Genomic DNA, 16,783 nt, shown 5'->3' on the forward strand with positions numbered 1-16,783 from the left:
GCTCCCCTTTTCTGGAAGCGCACATGACCAGCACCGCCCCCGACGCGACCGCCCCCGACGTCACCGTCACCGAGCTGACCATCGGCGGGATGACCTGCGCCTCCTGCGCGGCCCGCGTCGAGAAGAAGCTCAACCGGATGGACGGCGTCACCGCGACCGTCAACTACGCCACCGAGAAGGCACGCGTCGAGCACGCTCCCGGGGTCGGCGTCGACGCGCTCATCGCCACCGTGGAGAAGACCGGCTACACCGCCGAGGAACCCGCGCCGCCGGAGCCCGAGGCGGCCGGGGAGCCGGAGGCCGACCCCGAGCTCGCCGCCCTCCGCACCCGGCTCACGGTCTCCGCCGTCCTCGCCGCCCCGGTCGTCCTGCTCGCCATGGTCCCCGCCCTCCAGTTCGACAACTGGCAGTGGCTCTCCCTCACCCTCGCCTCCCCCGTCGTCGTCTGGGGCGGCCTCCCCTTCCACCGGGCCGCCTGGACCAACCTCCGGCACGGCGCGGCCACCATGGACACCCTCGTCTCGGTCGGCACCCTCGCCGCCTACGGCTGGTCCCTGTGGGCCCTCTTCCTCGGCGACGCCGGCATGCCCGGCATGCGCCACGGCTTCGACCTCACCGCCGACCGCACGGACGGCGCCTCCGCGATCTACCTGGAGGTCGCGGCGGGCGTCGTCACCTTCATCCTGCTCGGCCGCTATCTGGAGGCCCGCGCCAAGCGGAAGGCCGGCGCCGCCCTGCGGGCCCTCATGGAGCTCGGCGCCAAGGACGTGGCCGTGCTCCGCGACGGCACCGAGGTACGGGTGCCGGTGGCCGACCTGCGGACCGGCGAGCTCTTCGTCGTGCGCCCCGGGGAGAAGATCGCCACCGACGGCACCGTCGCCGAGGGCTCCTCCGCCGTCGACGCCTCCCTGCTCACCGGCGAGTCCCTGCCCGTCGACGTCACCCCCGGCTCCGCCGTCACCGGCGGCTGCGTCAACGTCTCCGGACGGCTCGTCGTCCGGGCCGGCCGGGTCGGCGCCGACACCCGGCTCGCCCGGATGGCGAAGCTCGTCGAGGAGGCGCAGAGCGGCAAGGCCGAGGTGCAGCGGCTCGCCGACCGGATCTCCGCGGTCTTCGTCCCCGTCGTGCTGCTGATCGCCCTGGCCACCCTCGGCTTCTGGCTCGGCTCCGGCGCCGGCGCCACCGCCGCCTTCACCGCCGCCGTCGCCGTCCTGATCATCGCCTGCCCCTGCGCCCTCGGGCTCGCCACCCCGACCGCGCTGCTCGTCGGCACCGGCCGGGGCGCGCAGCTCGGCATCCTCATCAAGGGCCCCGAGGTCCTGGAGTCGACCCGCCGCGTCGACACCGTCGTCCTCGACAAGACCGGCACCGTCACCACCGGCCGGATGACCCTCGTCGGCGTCCGGCCCGCCCCCGGCGTCGACGAGGAGCGGCTGCTGCGGCTCGCCGGGGCCCTGGAGCACTCCTCCGAGCACCCCGTGGCCCGGGCCGTCGCCGCGGGCGCCGCCGACCGGCTCGGCCTCCCCGCCGGCGAGCTGCCGGTCCCCAAGGGCTTCGAGAACGTCCCCGGGCTCGGCGTCCGCGGCTCCGTCGACGGGCACCTCGTCCTCGCCGGGCGGGCCGCGCTGCTCGCCGCCGAGGACGTGGCGGTGCCCGACGGCACGCCGGCCGGCGCGGTGCTCGTCGCCTGGGACGGGGTCTTCCGCGGCTCCCTCACCGTCGCCGACGCCGTCAAGGACACCAGCGCCGAGGCCGTCGCCCGGCTCCGGGGGCTCGGGCTGCGGCCGGTGCTGCTCACCGGCGACCACCGGGCCGTCGCGGAGGCCGTCGCGGCCGAGGTCGGCATCGACGAGGTGATCTCCGAGGTGCTGCCCGAGGAGAAGGCCGGGGTGGTCCGGCGGCTCCAGGGGGAGGGCCGGACGGTCGCCATGGTCGGCGACGGCGTGAACGACGCGGCGGCGCTCGCCACCGCCGACCTGGGGCTCGCGATGGGCACCGGGACGGACGCGGCGATCGAGGCGAGCGACCTCACCCTGGTCCGGGGCGACCTTCGGGTGGCCGCGGACGCGATCCGGCTCTCGCGCCGGACCCTGGCGACGATCAAGGGGAATCTGGCGTGGGCCTTCGGCTACAACGTGGCCGCCCTGCCGCTCGCGGCGGCCGGACTGCTCAACCCGATGATCGCCGGTCTGACCATGGCCTTTTCGTCCGTGTTCGTGGTGACCAACAGCCTGCGACTGAGGCGGTTCCGTTGATTTCACCTACACGTGACGCACAAGTCCTTCACAAAGAGACCTAGATCACAGATATTGGGGGGTAACCATCTGGGCTGTTCGCGAGTCTAAGTGGGCGATGCCAGAACGTCTTGGGGGACGTTCGCCGGGAGGTCTTGGGGGACGTCCCGGCAGGCAAGCGCGGCCGGGGCACGTGCACCGGGGAGCTTTGAGCGGCCCTCCCGTACGTACCCCGGCAGACCGCGCGCCGGACGCCCGGCCCGGATCCCGTGGGGGGAATCCGCACCGGGAATATGAGAAGCGCCCCGCCGACCGACCCGTGGGGGGATCGGAAGGCGGGGCGCTTCTGTACGTACCGAAGGCTCAGCCGGCCTGTGCGGGACCGGCTCAGCGCTCCTCGACCGGGACGAAGTCACGCAGGACCTCGCCGGTGTAGATCTGGCGCGGACGGCCGATGCGGGAGCCGGGCTCCTTGATCATCTCGTGCCACTGGGCGATCCAGCCGGGGAGGCGGCCGAGCGCGAAGAGCACGGTGAACATCTCGGTCGGGAAGCCCATCGCGCGGTAGATGAGGCCCGTGTAGAAGTCCACGTTCGGGTAGAGGTTGCGCGAGACGAAGTACTCGTCGGAGAGCGCGTGCTCCTCCAGCTTGAGCGCGATGTCCAGCAGCTCGTCGGACTTGCCGAGGGCCGAGAGGACGTCGTGCGCCGCCGCCTTGATGATCTTGGCGCGCGGGTCGAAGGACTTGTACACCCGGTGGCCGAAGCCCATCAGGCGGACGCCGTCCTCCTTGTTCTTCACCTTGCGGATGAAGGAGTCGACGTCGCCGCCGTTGGCCTTGATGCCCTCCAGCATCTCCAGCACCGACTGGTTGGCGCCGCCGTGCAGCGGGCCCCACAGGGCGGAGATGCCGGCCGAGATCGAGGCGAACATGTTCGCCTGCGAGGAGCCGACCAGACGCACGGTGGAGGTCGAACAGTTCTGCTCGTGGTCCGCGTGCAGGATGAGGAGCTTGTCGAGCGCCGAGACGACGACCGGGTCGAGCTCGTACTCCTGGGCCGGCACGGAGAACGTCATGCGCAGGAAGTTCTCGACGTAACCGAGGTCGTTGCGCGGGTAGACGAACGGGTGACCGATCGACTTCTTGTACGCGTACGCGGCGATCGTCGGCAGCTTCGCGAGCAGCCGGATCGTCGACAGGTGGCGCTGGGTCTCGTCGAACGGGTTGTGGCTGTCCTGGTAGAAGGTGGACAGCGCGGAGACCACGGAGGACAGCATCGCCATCGGGTGGGCGTCCCGCGGGAAGCCGCGGAAGAAGTTCTTGACGTCCTCGTGGACCAGCGTGTGCTGGGTGATCTCGTTCTGGAACGTGGAGAGCTCGTCGCCCTTCGGCAGCTCGCCGTTGATCAGCAGGTAGGCCACCTCCAGGAAGGTGGACTGCTCGGCCAGCTGCTCGATGGGGTAGCCGCGGTACCGCAGGATGCCCTGCTCACCATCGAGGTAGGTGATCGCGGATTTGTAGGCGGCGGTGTTGCCGTATCCGCTGTCCAGGGTGACCAGACCGGTCTGGGCTCGCAGCTTCCCGATGTCGAAGCCCTTGTCGCCGACGGTGCTCTCGACCACCGGGTAGGTGTATTCACCGTCCGCGTACCGCAGTACTACAGAGTTGTCGCTCACGTCATCCCTCACCGACGTAGTGCCTCTTCTTCGAGGTGCCCTGACTGTCTCTACCATCCCCCACTTGGCTCAGGAGAGTGCACTCGGGGTCGCCATTGGGCCAATCGGCGGCACTCAGTGCCGCCAACCTGCTTATCCTGCCCCCTTCGCCCCGGTTGCGGTAGTCCTCCGTGATCTTTCACACGGGGGCACCCCCTGTGAGGCGATGGGCCAGTGCGGTAAAGCGCCGGCCGGCCGAGACCGTGCGGACCGCCTGGGCGATCGCGCGGCGCGAGCCGACCAGGACGACGAGCTTCCGCGCCCGGGTCACGGCCGTGTAGAGCAGGTTGCGCTGGAGCATCATCCACGCACTCATGGTGACCGGGATCACCACGGCCGGATACTCGCTGCCCTGCGAACGGTGGATGGTGACCGCGTACGCGTGGGACAGCTCGTCCAGTTCGTCGAAGCCGTAGGGCACCTCCTCGTCCTCGTCCGTCCGGACGGTCAGGCACTGCTCCTCGGGGTCCAGCGCCGTCACCACTCCGACCGTACCGTTGAAGACGCCGTTCGCCCCTTTTTCGTAATTGTTCCTGATCTGGGTCACCTTGTCCCCGACACGGAAGACCCGGCCGCCGAACCGCTTCTCCGGGAGGTCCGGCCGGGCCGGGGTGATGGCCTGCTGAAGGAGTCCGTTCAGGGCGCCGGCGCCGGCCGGGCCGCGGTGCATCGGGGCCAGGACCTGTACGTCCCGGCGGGGGTCGAGGCCGAACCTGGCCGGAATGCGCCGGGCGGCGACCTCGACGGCGACCCGGGCCGCGTCCTCCGTCTCCTCCTCCGCGAAGAGGAAGAAGTCCGGCAGGCCGGTGGTGGCGGGCGGCAGGCCCTCGTTGATCCGGTGCGCGTTGGTCACCACCCCGGACTGCTGGGCCTGGCGGAAGATCCGGGTCAGCCGCACGGCCGGGACCGGACTGCCCGGCGCGAGCAGATCCGCCAGCACCTCGCCGGCGCCGACCGACGGCAGCTGGTCCACGTCCCCCACCAGCAGCAGGTGGGCGCCCGGGGCGACCGCCTTGACCAGCTTGTTCGCCAGCAGCAGGTCCAGCATGGACGCCTCGTCGACCACGACGAGGTCGGCGTCGAGCGGCCGGTCCCCGTCGTACGCCGCGTCCCCGCCCGGCTTCAGTTCGAGCAGCCGGTGGACGGTGGACGCCTCGGTGCCGGTCAGCTCGGCGAGCCGCTTGGCCGCCCGGCCGGTCGGCGCCGCGAGGACCACCTTGGCCCGCTTCGCCCGGGCCAGCTCCACGACGGACCGGACGGTGAAGGACTTGCCGCAGCCGGGCCCGCCGGTGAGGACCGCGACCTTCTCGGTCAGGGCGAGCCGGACCGCCTGCTCCTGCTCGGGCGCCAAGGTGGCACCGGTGCGGTCCGCGAGCCAGGCCAGCGCCTTGTCCCAGGCCACCTCCCGGAAGGCGGGCATCCGGTCCTCCGGGGTGCGCAGCAGGCGCCGCAGCCGGCCGGCGAGCGAGAGTTCGGCGCGGTGGAAGGGGATCAGGTAGACGGCCGTGACGGGCTCCCCCTCGGGGCCGGGGACCGCTTCCCGGACGACCCCCTCGGGGTCCTCGGCCAACTCGGCGAGGCACTCGATGACCAGTCCGGTGTCCACCTGGAGCAGCTTCACCGAGTCGGCGATCAGCCGCTCCTCGGGGAGGAAGCAGTGCCCCTGGTCGGCGGACTGGGAGAGGGCGTACTGGAGGCCCGCCTTCACCCGCTCGGGGCTGTCGTGCGGGATGCCGACGGACTGGGCGATCCGGTCGGCGGTGAGGAAGCCGATGCCCCAGACGTCGGCGGCCAGCCGGTAGGGGTTCTCCCGGACGACGGAGATCGAGGCGTCGCCGTACTTCTTGTAGATGCGGACGGCGATGGAGGTGGAGACGCCGACGGTCTGGAGGAAGACCATCACCTCCTTGATCGCCTTCTGCTCCTCCCAGGCGGCGATGATCTTCCCGGTGCGCTTGGGCCCCAGCCCGGGGACCTCGACGAGGCGGGCCGGCGCCTCCTCCAGGACGTCGAGGGTGTCCAGGCCGAAGTGGGTCGTGATGCGGTCGGCGAAGACGGGGCCGATGCCCTTGATCAGACCGGAGCCGAGGTACCGGCGGATGCCCTGGATCGTGGCGGGCAGGACCGTCGTGTACCGGTCCACCTGGAACTGGCGGCCGTACTGCGGGTGGGAGCCCCAGCGGCCCTCCATCCGCAGCGACTCCCCCGGCTGGGCGCCGAGCAGCGCGCCGACGACGGTGAGCAGCTCCCCCGCCCCCCGGCCGGTGTCGACCCGGGCGACCGTGTAGCCGCTCTCCTCGTTGGCGTACGTGATCCTCTCCAGCACCCCTTCCAGCACGGCGGGACGGTGCGGCTGGCCCTCGTTGGACATGGGACGACGGTAGCGAAGGGCACCGACAGTGCGGGCGGGGGTGTGGACGGCTCCCGCCCGGGCACCGTTCCCGAGCTACCATGTGGCAAGAGTGGCTTCTTGTCCCACATGACAGACATGGAGGCTGGTCATGAGCGTGACCAATGTGGACGTGGACGACGACGTACTGGCCGAGGCGGCGAAGCTGCTCGGTACGACCACGAAGAAGGACACGATCAACACGGCGCTCGAAGAGGTCATAAAGCGTCACCGCCGCAGGGCCGCGTTCCAGCGCCTCACGGAACGCGGGGCGCGGGGAGAGCTGGAGCCCCTTCGCCGGACCTGGGAAGCCCGTAAGGCCGCCCAGCACGGCGGGGACGCCGGGTGATCACGTACCTCATCGACACCAGCGCGTACGTCCACCTCGGCACTGATCCCCTGGCACAGCGCCGCTGGGAAGCCGAGATCGACACGGGCGCCATCGGCATGTGCGAGGCCACCAGGGCGGAGGTTCTCTTCATGGCCACCGGCCCGGACGACCGCGACGACGTCGACGAGGAACTCGCCGCCCTGTTCGGACCGGTGCGCGTCCCGAAGGACGCGTGGCGGTGGGTGGACGCCGCCCAGCACAAGCTGACCCTGAAGGGGCAGCACCGGGCGGCGGGCGTCGTCGACCTCCTCCTCTGCGCCACCGCGGTCCACCACGGCCTGACCGTCCTGCACAGGGACAACGACTTCGCCACGGTCGCCCGTGTCCTCAAGGAGGTCGAGCAGCAGGACGTACGGGATTCCTGACCGTCCGTCGCATGGGCCGGGGCCGGACGGGGCGGGCCGCACACCCCGGTCCCCTCCCGGCCCCGGCAGGAAGAAGGGCCGCACCCCTTCGGGTCTCAGACCTTGAGGAAGGCCTCCAGGGTCTCCTCCAGGACCTCCACGCCGTCCCGTGCCCACAGCGCGTCGTTGAACAGCTCGACCTCCACCGGGCCGGTGTAGCCGACGCGTTCGAGGAGTCCGGCCCACCACGTGAGGTCGATCGCGCCGGTGCCGAGCTGTCCCCGCCCGTTGAGGACACCCTCCGGGAGGGGGGTCGTCCAGTCGGCGAGCTGGAAGGAGTGGACGCGGCCTCCGGCCGCCGCGCGTTCGACGGCAGCCGGGGCGTTCTCGTCCCACCACAGGTGGTACGTGTCGACGGTGACGCCCACCTGCTCGGCCGGGAAGCGCTCGGCGATGTCCAGGGCCTGGTCCAGGGTGGAGATCGCGCACCGGTCGGAGGCGTACATGGGGTGGAGGGGCTCGATGGCGAGCCGGACCCCGCGCGCGCCCGCGTAGGGGGCGAGGACGCCGATCGCGTCGGCGATGCGCGCGCGTGCCCCCGGCAGGTCGCGGCTGCCGGCGGGCAGGCCGCCGGAGACCAGGACCAGGGTGTCCGTGCCGAGCGCCGCCGCCTCGTCGATCGCCGCGCGGTTGTCGGCCTCCCAGCCGTCGCTGGTGAAGAAGCCGCCCCGGCAGAGCGTGGTGACGGCCAGCCCGGCGTCCCGCACGAGCGCGGCCGCCGCCTCGATCCCGTACTCCTTGACCGGGTCGCGCCACAGGCCGATCCCCGGGACGCCGAGGCGGACGCACTCCTCCACCAGCCGCGGCAGGGGCAGTTGCCTCACCGTCATCTGGTTGACGCTGAAACGGTCGAGGTTCACTGAGGCACTCCGTGGACGGTGAGGAGGGCGCGCATCCGGGCCTCGGCGCGGGCCGGGTCCGGGAACAGGCCGAGGCCGTCGGCGAGTTCGTAGGCGCGGGCCAGGTGCGGCAGGGAGCGGGCCGAGTGGAGGCCGCCGACCATGGTGAAGTGCTCCTGGTGGCCCGCGAGCCAGGCGAGGAGGACCACGCCCGTCTTGTAGTAGCGGGTCGGGGGCTCGAAGAGGTGGCGGGAGAGCGCGACCGTCGGGTCGAGCAGCTTGCGGAAGCCCGCCGTGTCGCCGGTGTCGAGGGTCCTGACCGCCTCCGCCGCCAGCGGGCCGAGCGGGTCGAAGATGCCGAGCAGGGCGTGGCTGAACCCCTGGTCGTCGCCCGCGATCAGCTCCGGGTAGTGGAAGTCGTCGCCGGTGTAGCAGCGGACGCCCTCGGGGAGCCGGCGGCGCAGCGCGATCTCGCGGCCCGCGTCCAGGAGGGAGATCTTGACGCCGTCGACCTTGTCCGGGTGGGCGGCGATGACCTCCAGGAAGGTCTCGGTGGCCGCGTCCAGGTCGGCGGAGCCCCAGTACCCCTCCAGGGCCGGGTCGAACATCGGGCCGAGCCAGTGGAGGATCACGGGCTCGGCGGCCTGGCGCAGCAGGTGGCCGTACAGCTCCAGGTAGTCCTCGGGGCCGGCGGCCGCAGCGGCCAGCGCGCGGGAGGCCATGAGGATGGCCTGGGCGCCGGACTCCTCGACGACCGCGAGCTGCTCCTCGTAGGCCGCCCGGATCTCCGGCAGCGTGGCGGGGCCGGTGAGCTGGTCGGTGCCGACGCCGCAGGCGATGGCACCGCCGGCGGTCTTCGCCTCGGCGGCGGAGCGGCGGACGAGTTCGGCGGCGCCCGCCCAGTCGAGGCCCATGCCGCGCTGGGCGGTGTCCATGGCCTCCGCGACGCCGAGGCCGTGGGACCACAGGTGGCGGCGGAAGGCGAGGGTGGCGTCCCAGTCGACGGCGGCGGGGCCGTCGGGGGTGGTGTCGGCGTACGGGTCGGCGACGACGTGGGCGGCGGAGAAGACGGTGCGGGAGGTGAGCGGGCCGGGCGCGGCGGGCGCGAGCGGCTCGGCGCGGGGCTCGTACGCGCGCGTGCCGCCGCCCGGGAGGGGGAGGCGCAGGGTCACAGGGTCACCTCGGGGACGTCGAGGCGGCGGCCCTCGGCGGCCGACCTGAGGCCCAGCTCGGCGAGCTGGACGCCGCGGGCGCCGGCGAGGAGGTCCCAGTGGTAGGGCTCGTCGAGGACGACGTGGCGGAGGAAGAGCTCCCACTGGGCCTTGAAGCCGTTGTCGAACTCGGCGTTGTCGGGGACCTCCTGCCACTGCTCGCGGAAGGAGTAGGTGGCGGGGATGTCGGGGTTCCAGACCGGCTTGGGGGTGGTGCCGCGGTGCTGGACGCGGCAGTTGCGCAGACCGGCGACGGCGGAGCCCTCGGTGCCGTCGACCTGGAACTCGACGAGTTCGTCGCGGTTGACGCGGACGGCCCAGGAGGAGTTGATCTGGGCGATGGCGCCGCCCTCCAGGTGGAAGGTGCCGTAGGCGGCGTCGTCGGCGGTCGCGTCGTACGGCTTGCCCTGCTCGTCCCAGCGGCGCGGGACGTGGGTGGCGATCTCGGCGGAGACGGAGGTGACCCGGCCGAACAGCTCGTGGAGCACGTACTCCCAGTGCGGGAACATGTCGACGACGATGCCGCCGCCGTCCTGGGAGCGGTAGTTCCAGCTGGGGCGCTGGGCCTCCTGCCAGTCGCCCTCGAAGACCCAGTAGCCGAACTCGCCGCGCACGGACAGGATCTCGCCGAAGAAGCCGCCGTCGATGAGCCGCTTGAGCTTGAGCAGGCCGGGGAGGAAGAGCTTGTCCTGGACGACGCCGTGCTTGACGCCCTTCTCGGTGGCGAGGCGGGCGAGGTCGAGGGCGCCTGCGAAGTCGGCGGCGGTGGGCTTCTCGGTGTAGAGGTGCTTGCCGGCCGCGATCGCCTTGGTGAGGGCCTCGACGCGGGCCGAGGTGACCTGGGCGTCGAAGTAGACGTCGATCGAGTCGTCGGCGAGGACGGCGTCGAGGTCGGTGGACCACTCGGTCAGGCCGTGCTTCTCGGCGAGGGCGCGCAGGGCGTGCTCGCGGCGGCCGACGAGGACCGGCTCGGGCCAGAGGACCTCGCCGTTGCCGAGGTCGAGGCCGCCCTGCTCGCGGAGCGCGAGGATCGAGCGGACGAGGTGCTGGCGGTAGCCCATGCGCCCGGTGACGCCGTTCATGGCGATGCGGACTGTCCTGCGTGTCACGGAAGGTTCCTCTCCCCGGCGGGCTCGCGCCCTCGTTTTCCGCGATCGCGGCCCGCGATCGCCGTGCGGAGGCATGACGGCATGCGCCATGCATGACAGAAAGCGCTTCCGGCGCGACGATAGAAAGCGCTTTCTGTCGTGGATGACGCTAGCCTGCCGACAACACGTCGGACAAGGCCCCGGAGGTACGCACGCGATGACCGTCACCCTGGCGGACGTGGCCGCCCGCGCCCGGGTCTCCCCCGCGACCGTCTCCCGCGTCCTCAACGGCAACTACCCGGTGGCCGCCTCGACCCGGGAACGGGTCCTCAAGGCGGTCGAAGAGCTGGACTACGTCCTGAACGGCCCCGCCAGCTCGCTCGCCGCCGCCACCTCCGACCTGGTCGGAGTGCTGGTCAACGACATCGCCGACCCCTTCTTCGGGATCATGGCGAGCGCCGCGCAGAGCGCCATCGGCGAGGGCGGCTCGGGCCGGGCGGGCGGCGAGAAACTGGCCGTCGTCTGCAACACCGGGGGCTCCCCCGAGCGCGAGCTGACCTACCTCACGCTGCTCCAGCGGCAGCGCGCCGCCGCCGTCATCCTCATGGGCGGCTCACTGGAGGACCCGGAGCACCTGGCCGCGACGGCCGCGAAACTGGCCCGGATGGCGGAGGCCGGGACCCGGGTCGTGCTGTGCGGGCGCCCGCCCGTGCCCGGGGACGCGCACACCGCCGCGCTCGTCTTCGACAACCGCGCCGGGGGCCGCCGGCTCACCGAGCACCTGCTCGGCCTCGGCCACACCCGGATCGGTTACGTCGCGGGCCCCGCCGACCGCACCACCACCCGGCACCGCCTGGAGGGCCACCGGGAGGCCCTCGCGGCGGCGGGCGCCACCGAGGGCCCGACCGTGCACGGACCCTACGACCGCGCCGCCGGTCACGCGGCGGTCGCCGAACTCCTCGCCCGCGACCCGGGGCTCACGGCGATCGTCGCCGCCAACGACACGGTGGCCCTCGGCGTCTGCGCGGCCCTGCGGGAACGGGGCCTGTCGATCCCCGGCGACGTCTCCGTGGCCGGCTTCGACGACCTCCCCTTCTCGGTCGACGCGGTCCCGGCGCTGACGACCGTACGCCTCCCCCTCCACGACTCCGGCGTCCGCGCCGGGCGGCTGGCGATGGGCACCGAGGACGCCCCGGCGCACGGCACGGAGACGGTCCCGGGCGAGCTGGTGGTGCGGGATTCGACGGCGGCGCCGCGGGGGTAGGGCGCGGCTATCGTTGTGAGCGACGACACACGGAGGATCTCGTGACGACCATACTGATGGACACGTCCAGCGCCTGGGACGTCCTGGAGGACGCCAACCTGCCCGAAGGTTTTCGCGTAGAGATCACGGACGGAAAGATCATCATGACGCCTCAGGGCGAGCAGCAGTGGAAGGTGATCCTTCGGGCCGCCCCCCAGATCGAGCAGCAGCTCGCCGGACACGGCGACATCCTCTCGGACGTCATGATCGACTTCCCGTCCAGCCTCTGGGGCTACGCCCCCGACCTGGCGATCATCGCCCCCGGTTCCGAGCGGAACAAGCGTGGCCGCTTCGAGTGGCACAGCCTCGAGGCCGTCCTGGAGATCATCTCGCTCAGCACCCGGGACAACGACTTCGAGAAGAAGCTCCGGATGCACGCGGAGTGCGCGATCCCGCTCTACGTGATCATCGACCCCTCCGGCAACTCCTGCGTCATCCACAGCAACCCCACCCGCACCGGCGTCTACACCGATCAGGAGAAGATCCCCTTCGGGGAAGACCTGGTCCTCCCCCTCGAAGGCCGCGAGATCGTCGTGAAGACCGACGGGTTCCCGCGCTCCGAAGGCTGATTCACCCGGCGGTCAGGCCCGTGGCCGCGAGGACCGCGTCGACGGTCTCGTCGACGGTCTGGTCGGCGTTGTCGATCCAGAGGGCCTGGTCGGAGAGTTCGGCGCGCATGGCCTCGTCCAGGAAGGCCCAGTTGGTGGTGAGGCGCTTGTGGCGGGCGTTGTTGCGCTCCCACGCCTTGTCCGGGCCGGGGGCGAGGATCACCACGTGGAGGGGGACGGACGTCAGCTGCGCCCGATAGAAGTCCAGGTGGGAGCGGCGGACCACGACGTCGTCCATGACCGGGAGGAAGCCGGCGGCGGCGAAACTGCCCGCGAGCAGGCAGGCGTTGCGGGCGCGCAGCAGGATCTGGCGGTCCGCCTCCGGGTCGCCGTCCGGGGTCGGCCAGTGGCCGCCGCTGACGATCAGCTCCTGGAGGTGGTCGACCTCGACGTGCGCGGCGCGGGTGAAGCGGGCCGCGAGGGCGGCCGAGACGGTCGACTTGCCGCTGCCGGGGATGCCGGCCAGGAGCAGGGCGCCGGGCGCCGGGACGGGGGCGTCGACGGTCACGTTCTCGAAGGTCATGCGGGCCTTTCCTCGCCGGTGGGACCCCCGGACGATACGGGGACGGGGACCTCCCGCACCAGGGGTTTCGGGGCCCGCGCGGTCCGCCCCGCGTCCGCCGGTGCCGTCGCGCCGGTCGCGTCCGCCGAGTCCGTCACGTCCGCCGGGCCGTCGGAGCCGTCGGAGCCGTCGGAGCCGTCGGGACGAGCGGGGCCGTCACGTCCGTCACGTCCGCCGTGTCCGCCACGCCCTCCGGGGTCTCCGGGGTCTCCAGGGTCTCCAGGGCCTTCGGGGTCTTCGGGGCGAGCGAGGTCAGGGCCACTCCGCCGACCAGGAGGGCGGCCGCCGCCCAGCGCAGCGGGGTCACCCCCTCGCCCAGGAAGAGCGCGGCCGAGGACATGCCGAAGACGGGGACGAGGAGCGAGAAGGGGGCGACGGAGGAGGCGGGGTGCCGGCGGAGCAGCCAGCCCCAGGCGCCGAAGCCGAAGACGGTGGTGACCCAGGCGACGTAGAGGATGACGCCGACGCCGGTCCAGTCGAGGGCGCGCAGCGCGGCCAGGTCGCGCTCGGGCCCCTCCAGGAGGAGGGAGAGGGCGAGCAGCGGCAGGACGGGCACGGTGCTGACCCAGACCATCCAGTTGAGCGGGTCGGGCGGGGCGGCCCGGCGGGTGAGGACGTTGGAGACGCCCCAGCAGGCGGCGGCCGCGACGACCAGGACGAAGCCGGTGACGGGCCCGGAGGTGCCCTCGTCGACGGCGGCGACGCCGATGCCCGCGAGGGCGACGCCCATGCCGAGGACGGTGAGCCGACCGGGGCGTTCGCCGAGCGCGGCGAAGGCGAAGAGGGCGGTGAAGACGGCCTGCACCTGGAGCACCAGGGAGGAGAGTCCGGCGGGGGCGCCGACGTCCATGCCGGTGAAGAGCAGGCCGAACTTGGCGACGCCCAGGGCGAGTCCGACGGCGACGATCCACTTCCAGGCGACCTTGGGCCGGCCGACGAGGAAGACGGCGGGGAGGGCGGCCACGAGGAAGCGGAGGGCGGAGAAGAGCAGCGGCGGGAAGTGGTCGAGGCCGATCTCGATGACGACGAAGTTGACGCCCCAGAGGGCGGCGACGAGCGCGGCGAGGGCGATGTGTGCGGGACGCATGGAGCGAGCATGGCCGCCGCCGACCGTGTAGCACCAGCACAGGTGTCTTCATGGTTGGATGAAGCACTGCTACATCCAGGACGCCCGTCGGAGGTTCCCGTGCTCGATCTCGGCCGGCTGCGCGCCCTGCACGCCGTCTCCGTCCACGGCAGCGTGGGCGCCGCCGCGACGGCCCTCGGCTACACCCCGTCGGCGGTCTCGCAGCAGATCGCGAAGCTGGAGCGGGAGACCCGCACGACGCTGCTCGAACGGAGCGGGCGGGGCGTCCGGCTCACCGACGAGGCCCGTCAGCTCGCGGGCACCGCCCGGCAGTTGCTGGCGCTGGTGGAGGAGGCGGAGGTGCGTCTGGAGGAGCGGCGCGGGCTGCCCGCCGGGCGCCTGTCGATCGGCTGCTTCCCGAGCGCGGCGCGCGGTCTGATGCCCCGGGTGCTCGCGGACCTGGCGGTGCGCCATCCGGGCCTGGACGCCCGGCTGACCGAGGTGGACCCGCACCTGTCGGTGGACCTGGTGGCGCGCGGGGTGCTCGACCTGGCGGTGGCGCACGACTGGGACATCGCGCCGCTGCCCGCGCCGCCCGGGGTGGAGCAGGCGGTGATCGGTGACGACGGCTGCGACGTCCTGGTCCACCGGGGGCACCCGCTGGCGGCGCGGCGGTCGGTGCGGCGGGAGGAGCTGGCGGACGAGCGCTGGATCTCGCAGCCGCCGGGGACGGTGTGCCACGACTGGCTGGAGCGGACGCTGCGGGCGACCGGCGTGGAGCCCCGGATCGTGCATCAGGCGGAGGAGAACCACACGCAGGTGGCGCTGGTGGCGGCCGGTCTCGGCATCGCGCTGGTGCCCCGGCTGGGGCGCGGCGGGCTGCCGCCGGAGGTGGCGCCGCTGCGGCTCGACCCGGCGCCGACGCGGCGGCTGCACGCGCTGTGGCGGGCGGGGGCGGCGCGGCGTCCGGCGATCCGGGAGACGGTCCGTACGCTCCAGGAGCTGTGGCCGTCGATCGCGGCGGCGGCCTGAACCGGGACGGACCTCACTTCTCGGCGATTCGTGCGGGAGTCCTTGACCTGACAGTTACTTTCAGACTATCCGTTCACCTTGGAAGTTTCTTTCACCCCTTGTTCGGCCGGAAGGAGCACCAGTGCCCCACCCCAACCGACGCACCCTGCTCGCCGTCACCGCCGCCGCTGCCGCCGCCTCCGTCACCGGGGCCGTCGCCCCCGCCGCCCACGCCACCGACGCCCGCACCGAGGAGCGGCTCCGCCGGCTCGTCGGCCGGATGTCGCTGGAGGAGAAGGTCGGCCAGCTCTTCGTGACGCGGGTGTACGGCCATTCGGCCACCGCCCCCGACCAGGCCGACGTGGACGCCAACCTCCGGGAGATCGGCGTGCGCACCGCCGCCGAACTGGTCGAGCGCTACCACGTCGGCGGGATCATCTACTTCGCCTGGGCCCACAACACCCGTGACCCGCACCAGATCGCCGAGCTGTCCAACGGCATCCAGGCCGCCGCGCTGGCCGCCCGCACGCCGGTCCCCGTGCTGATCTCCACCGACCAGGAGCACGGCATCGTCTGCCGGGTCGGCGAGCCCGCCACCCTGCTGCCGGGCGCGATGGCGCTCGGCGCGGGCGGCTCCCCCGCCGACACCCGCAAGGCGGCCCGGATCGCGGGCGCCGAGCTGGCCGCGCTGGGCATCCGGCAGAACTACGCCCCGGTCGCCGACGTCAACGTCAATCCCGGCAACCCGGTCATCGGCGTCCGCTCCCTCGGCTCCGACCCCGCCGCGGTCTCCCATCTCGTCACCGCCCAGATCCGCGGCTACCAGGGCGCCGGCGTCGCCGCCACGGCCAAGCACTTCCCGGGCCACGGCGACACCGCCGTGGACAGCCACTACGGCCTGCCGGTCATCACCCACACCCGCGCGCAGTGGTCCGAGCTCGACGCCCCGCCGTTCCGGGCCGCGATCGCCGCCGGCATCGACGCGATCATGACCGCGCACCTCGTCGTCCCGGCGCTCGACCCCTCCGAGGACCCGGCGACGCTCTCGTACCCCATCCTCACCGGGGTGCTGCGGGAACAGCTGGGCTACGACGGGGTGGTGGTGACCGACGCCCTCGACATGCAGGGCGTCCGCACCAAGTACGGCGACGACCGGGTGCCGGTGCTCGCCCTCAGGGCGGGCGTGGACCAGCTGCTCAACCCGCCGAGGCTCGACGTCGCCTGGAACGCGGTGCTCGGGGCGGTACGGAGCGGGGAGCTGACCGAGGAGCGGATCGACACCTCGGTGCTGCGGATCCTGCGGCTCAAGGCGCGCCGGGGCCTGTTCGCCGAGCCGTGCACGACCCGGGAGGCGGTGGACGCCACCGTCGGCACCGCCCGGCACCTCGCCGAGGCCGACCGGATCGCGGAGCGGACCACCACCCTGCTGGTCAACGAGGACGGCTTCCTGCCGCTGAGCCCGGCCTCGCACGGCAGGGTCCTGGTCGTCGGCGCCGACCCCGCCTCCCCGTCCGGCACCACGGGTCCGCCGACGGTCACCCTGGCGGGGGCGCTGCGGGAGCTGGGCTTCACGGCGACGGCGCTGTCCACCGGGATCACCCCGACGGCGGCCCGGATCGACGAGGCGGTGGCCGCCGCCGAGGGGCAGGACGTCGTCGTGGTGGGCACGTACAACCTCACCGCGACCAGTCCGCAGCGCACGCTGGTGGCCCGCCTGGTGGCGACCGGGGTGCCGGTGGTGACGGTCGCGATCCGCAATCCGTACGACGTCGCCCGGACCGCCGGGCAGCGGGCGACGCTCGCCGCCTACTCCTGGACCGACGTCGAACTCCGCGCCGCGGTACGGGTGCTGGCGGGGCGGGCGAAGCCGCGCGGGCGGCTCCCGGTGCCGGTGCGCAGCGCCGAGGACCCGGCGGTGACGCTCTACCCGGTCGGCTTCGGGCTGTCGTACGACCGCTGAC

Annotated in this window: 14 protein-coding genes; 7 read left to right on the plus strand and 7 right to left on the minus strand. The window is 72.8% G+C overall.

The window, feature by feature from the left end; all coding sequences use genetic code 11:
* The first annotated feature begins 23 nt into the window (after positions 1 to 23).
* A complete protein-coding gene (locus IE321_RS14740) occupies positions 24 to 2,255 on the plus strand; it encodes a heavy metal translocating P-type ATPase (RefSeq protein ID WP_190223217.1) in 2,232 nt (743 codons plus the stop codon).
* Positions 2,256 to 2,621: 366 nt separating this feature from the next.
* Here IE321_RS14740 and IE321_RS14745 read toward each other — a convergent pair whose 3' ends face one another.
* Positions 2,622 to 3,911, minus strand: coding sequence for a citrate synthase (locus tag IE321_RS14745; protein WP_043224185.1), 1,290 nt, complete (start codon positions 3,909 to 3,911; stop codon positions 2,622 to 2,624).
* A 178-nt stretch (positions 3,912 to 4,089) separates the two neighbouring features.
* Positions 4,090 to 6,321, minus strand: coding sequence for an SF1B family DNA helicase RecD2 (recD2, locus tag IE321_RS14750; protein WP_190223218.1), 2,232 nt, complete (start codon positions 6,319 to 6,321; stop codon positions 4,090 to 4,092).
* 130 nt (positions 6,322 to 6,451) lie between these two features.
* Here recD2 and IE321_RS14755 point away from each other — a divergent pair, with 130 nt between their 5' ends.
* Positions 6,452 to 6,688, plus strand: a complete 237-nt coding sequence (locus IE321_RS14755; protein WP_190223219.1) for a type II toxin-antitoxin system VapB family antitoxin — start codon at positions 6,452 to 6,454, stop codon at positions 6,686 to 6,688.
* Positions 6,685 to 7,095, plus strand: coding sequence for a PIN domain nuclease (locus IE321_RS14760; protein WP_190223220.1), 411 nt, complete (start codon positions 6,685 to 6,687; stop codon positions 7,093 to 7,095). Before IE321_RS14755 ends, IE321_RS14760 begins: the two co-directional genes overlap by 4 nt.
* A gap of 95 nt (positions 7,096 to 7,190) precedes the next feature.
* Here IE321_RS14760 and IE321_RS14765 read toward each other — a convergent pair whose 3' ends face one another.
* The 3 genes from IE321_RS14765 to IE321_RS14775 are packed head-to-tail and all read right to left on the minus strand — an operon-like array spanning position 7,191 to position 10,293.
* A complete protein-coding gene (locus IE321_RS14765) occupies positions 7,191 to 7,964 on the minus strand; it encodes a sugar phosphate isomerase/epimerase family protein (protein ID WP_190223235.1) in 774 nt (257 codons plus the stop codon).
* 26 nt (positions 7,965 to 7,990) lie between these two features.
* The gene (locus tag IE321_RS14770) at positions 7,991 to 9,145 is read right to left on the minus strand and encodes a dihydrodipicolinate synthase family protein (protein WP_043224193.1); all 1,155 of its coding nucleotides are present in this window, start codon (positions 9,143 to 9,145) and stop codon (positions 7,991 to 7,993) included.
* On the minus strand, positions 9,142 to 10,293 hold the full coding sequence (locus tag IE321_RS14775) for a Gfo/Idh/MocA family protein (RefSeq protein ID WP_043224195.1): 1,152 nt from the start codon (positions 10,291 to 10,293) through the stop codon (positions 9,142 to 9,144). Before IE321_RS14775 ends, IE321_RS14770 begins: the two co-directional genes overlap by 4 nt.
* A 196-nt stretch (positions 10,294 to 10,489) precedes the next feature.
* Here IE321_RS14775 and IE321_RS14780 point away from each other — a divergent pair, with 196 nt between their 5' ends.
* A complete protein-coding gene (locus IE321_RS14780) occupies positions 10,490 to 11,536 on the plus strand; it encodes a LacI family DNA-binding transcriptional regulator (protein ID WP_190223221.1) in 1,047 nt (348 codons plus the stop codon).
* A 41-nt stretch (positions 11,537 to 11,577) separates the two neighbouring features.
* A complete protein-coding gene (locus tag IE321_RS14785) occupies positions 11,578 to 12,144 on the plus strand; it encodes a Uma2 family endonuclease (protein WP_190223222.1) in 567 nt (188 codons plus the stop codon).
* Between the two features lies 1 nt (position 12,145).
* On the opposite strand, the gene IE321_RS14790 is transcribed toward IE321_RS14785, so the two are convergent.
* The gene (locus IE321_RS14790; RefSeq protein ID WP_190223223.1) at positions 12,146 to 12,706 is read right to left on the minus strand and encodes an AAA family ATPase; all 561 of its coding nucleotides are present in this window, start codon (positions 12,704 to 12,706) and stop codon (positions 12,146 to 12,148) included.
* 133 nt (positions 12,707 to 12,839) lie between these two features.
* The gene (locus tag IE321_RS14795) at positions 12,840 to 13,832 is read right to left on the minus strand and encodes an EamA family transporter (protein ID WP_190223224.1); all 993 of its coding nucleotides are present in this window, start codon (positions 13,830 to 13,832) and stop codon (positions 12,840 to 12,842) included.
* 99 nt (positions 13,833 to 13,931) lie between these two features.
* Between IE321_RS14795 and IE321_RS14800 the strand changes: the two genes are divergently transcribed.
* Both IE321_RS14800 and IE321_RS14805 read left to right on the plus strand, forming a co-directional pair.
* Positions 13,932 to 14,843: a LysR family transcriptional regulator gene (locus IE321_RS14800; protein WP_043224200.1), complete on the plus strand. Its 912-nt coding sequence runs from the start codon at positions 13,932 to 13,934 to the stop codon at positions 14,841 to 14,843.
* Positions 14,844 to 14,964: 121 nt separating this feature from the next.
* Positions 14,965 to 16,782 (plus strand): glycoside hydrolase family 3 protein, encoded by a 1,818-nt coding sequence (locus tag IE321_RS14805; RefSeq protein ID WP_190223225.1) that lies wholly within the window; start codon positions 14,965 to 14,967, stop codon positions 16,780 to 16,782.
* Position 16,783 lies beyond the last annotated feature (1 nt).

Origin of the sequence: Streptomyces hydrogenans, assembly GCF_014656075.1 — a bacterium.
Classification (GTDB): domain Bacteria; phylum Actinomycetota; class Actinomycetes; order Streptomycetales; family Streptomycetaceae; genus Streptomyces; species Streptomyces hydrogenans.

Excerpts from the sequence above, each read along its gene's own strand:
- IE321_RS14795 (WP_190223224.1), bottom strand. The coding sequence starts at position 13,832 with ATGCGTCCCGCACACATCGCCCTCGCCGCGCTCGTCGCCGCCCTCTGG.
- IE321_RS14740 (WP_190223217.1), top strand. The coding sequence starts at position 24 with ATGACCAGCACCGCCCCCGACGCGACCGCCCCCGACGTCACCGTCACC.
- IE321_RS14780 (WP_190223221.1), top strand. The coding sequence starts at position 10,490 with ATGACCGTCACCCTGGCGGACGTGGCCGCCCGCGCCCGGGTCTCCCCC.
- IE321_RS14755 (WP_190223219.1), top strand. The coding sequence starts at position 6,452 with ATGAGCGTGACCAATGTGGACGTGGACGACGACGTACTGGCCGAGGCG.
- IE321_RS14765 (WP_190223235.1), bottom strand. The coding sequence starts at position 7,964 with ATGACGGTGAGGCAACTGCCCCTGCCGCGGCTGGTGGAGGAGTGCGTC.
- recD2 (WP_190223218.1), bottom strand. The coding sequence starts at position 6,321 with ATGTCCAACGAGGGCCAGCCGCACCGTCCCGCCGTGCTGGAAGGGGTG.
- IE321_RS14790 (WP_190223223.1), bottom strand. The coding sequence starts at position 12,706 with ATGACCTTCGAGAACGTGACCGTCGACGCCCCCGTCCCGGCGCCCGGC.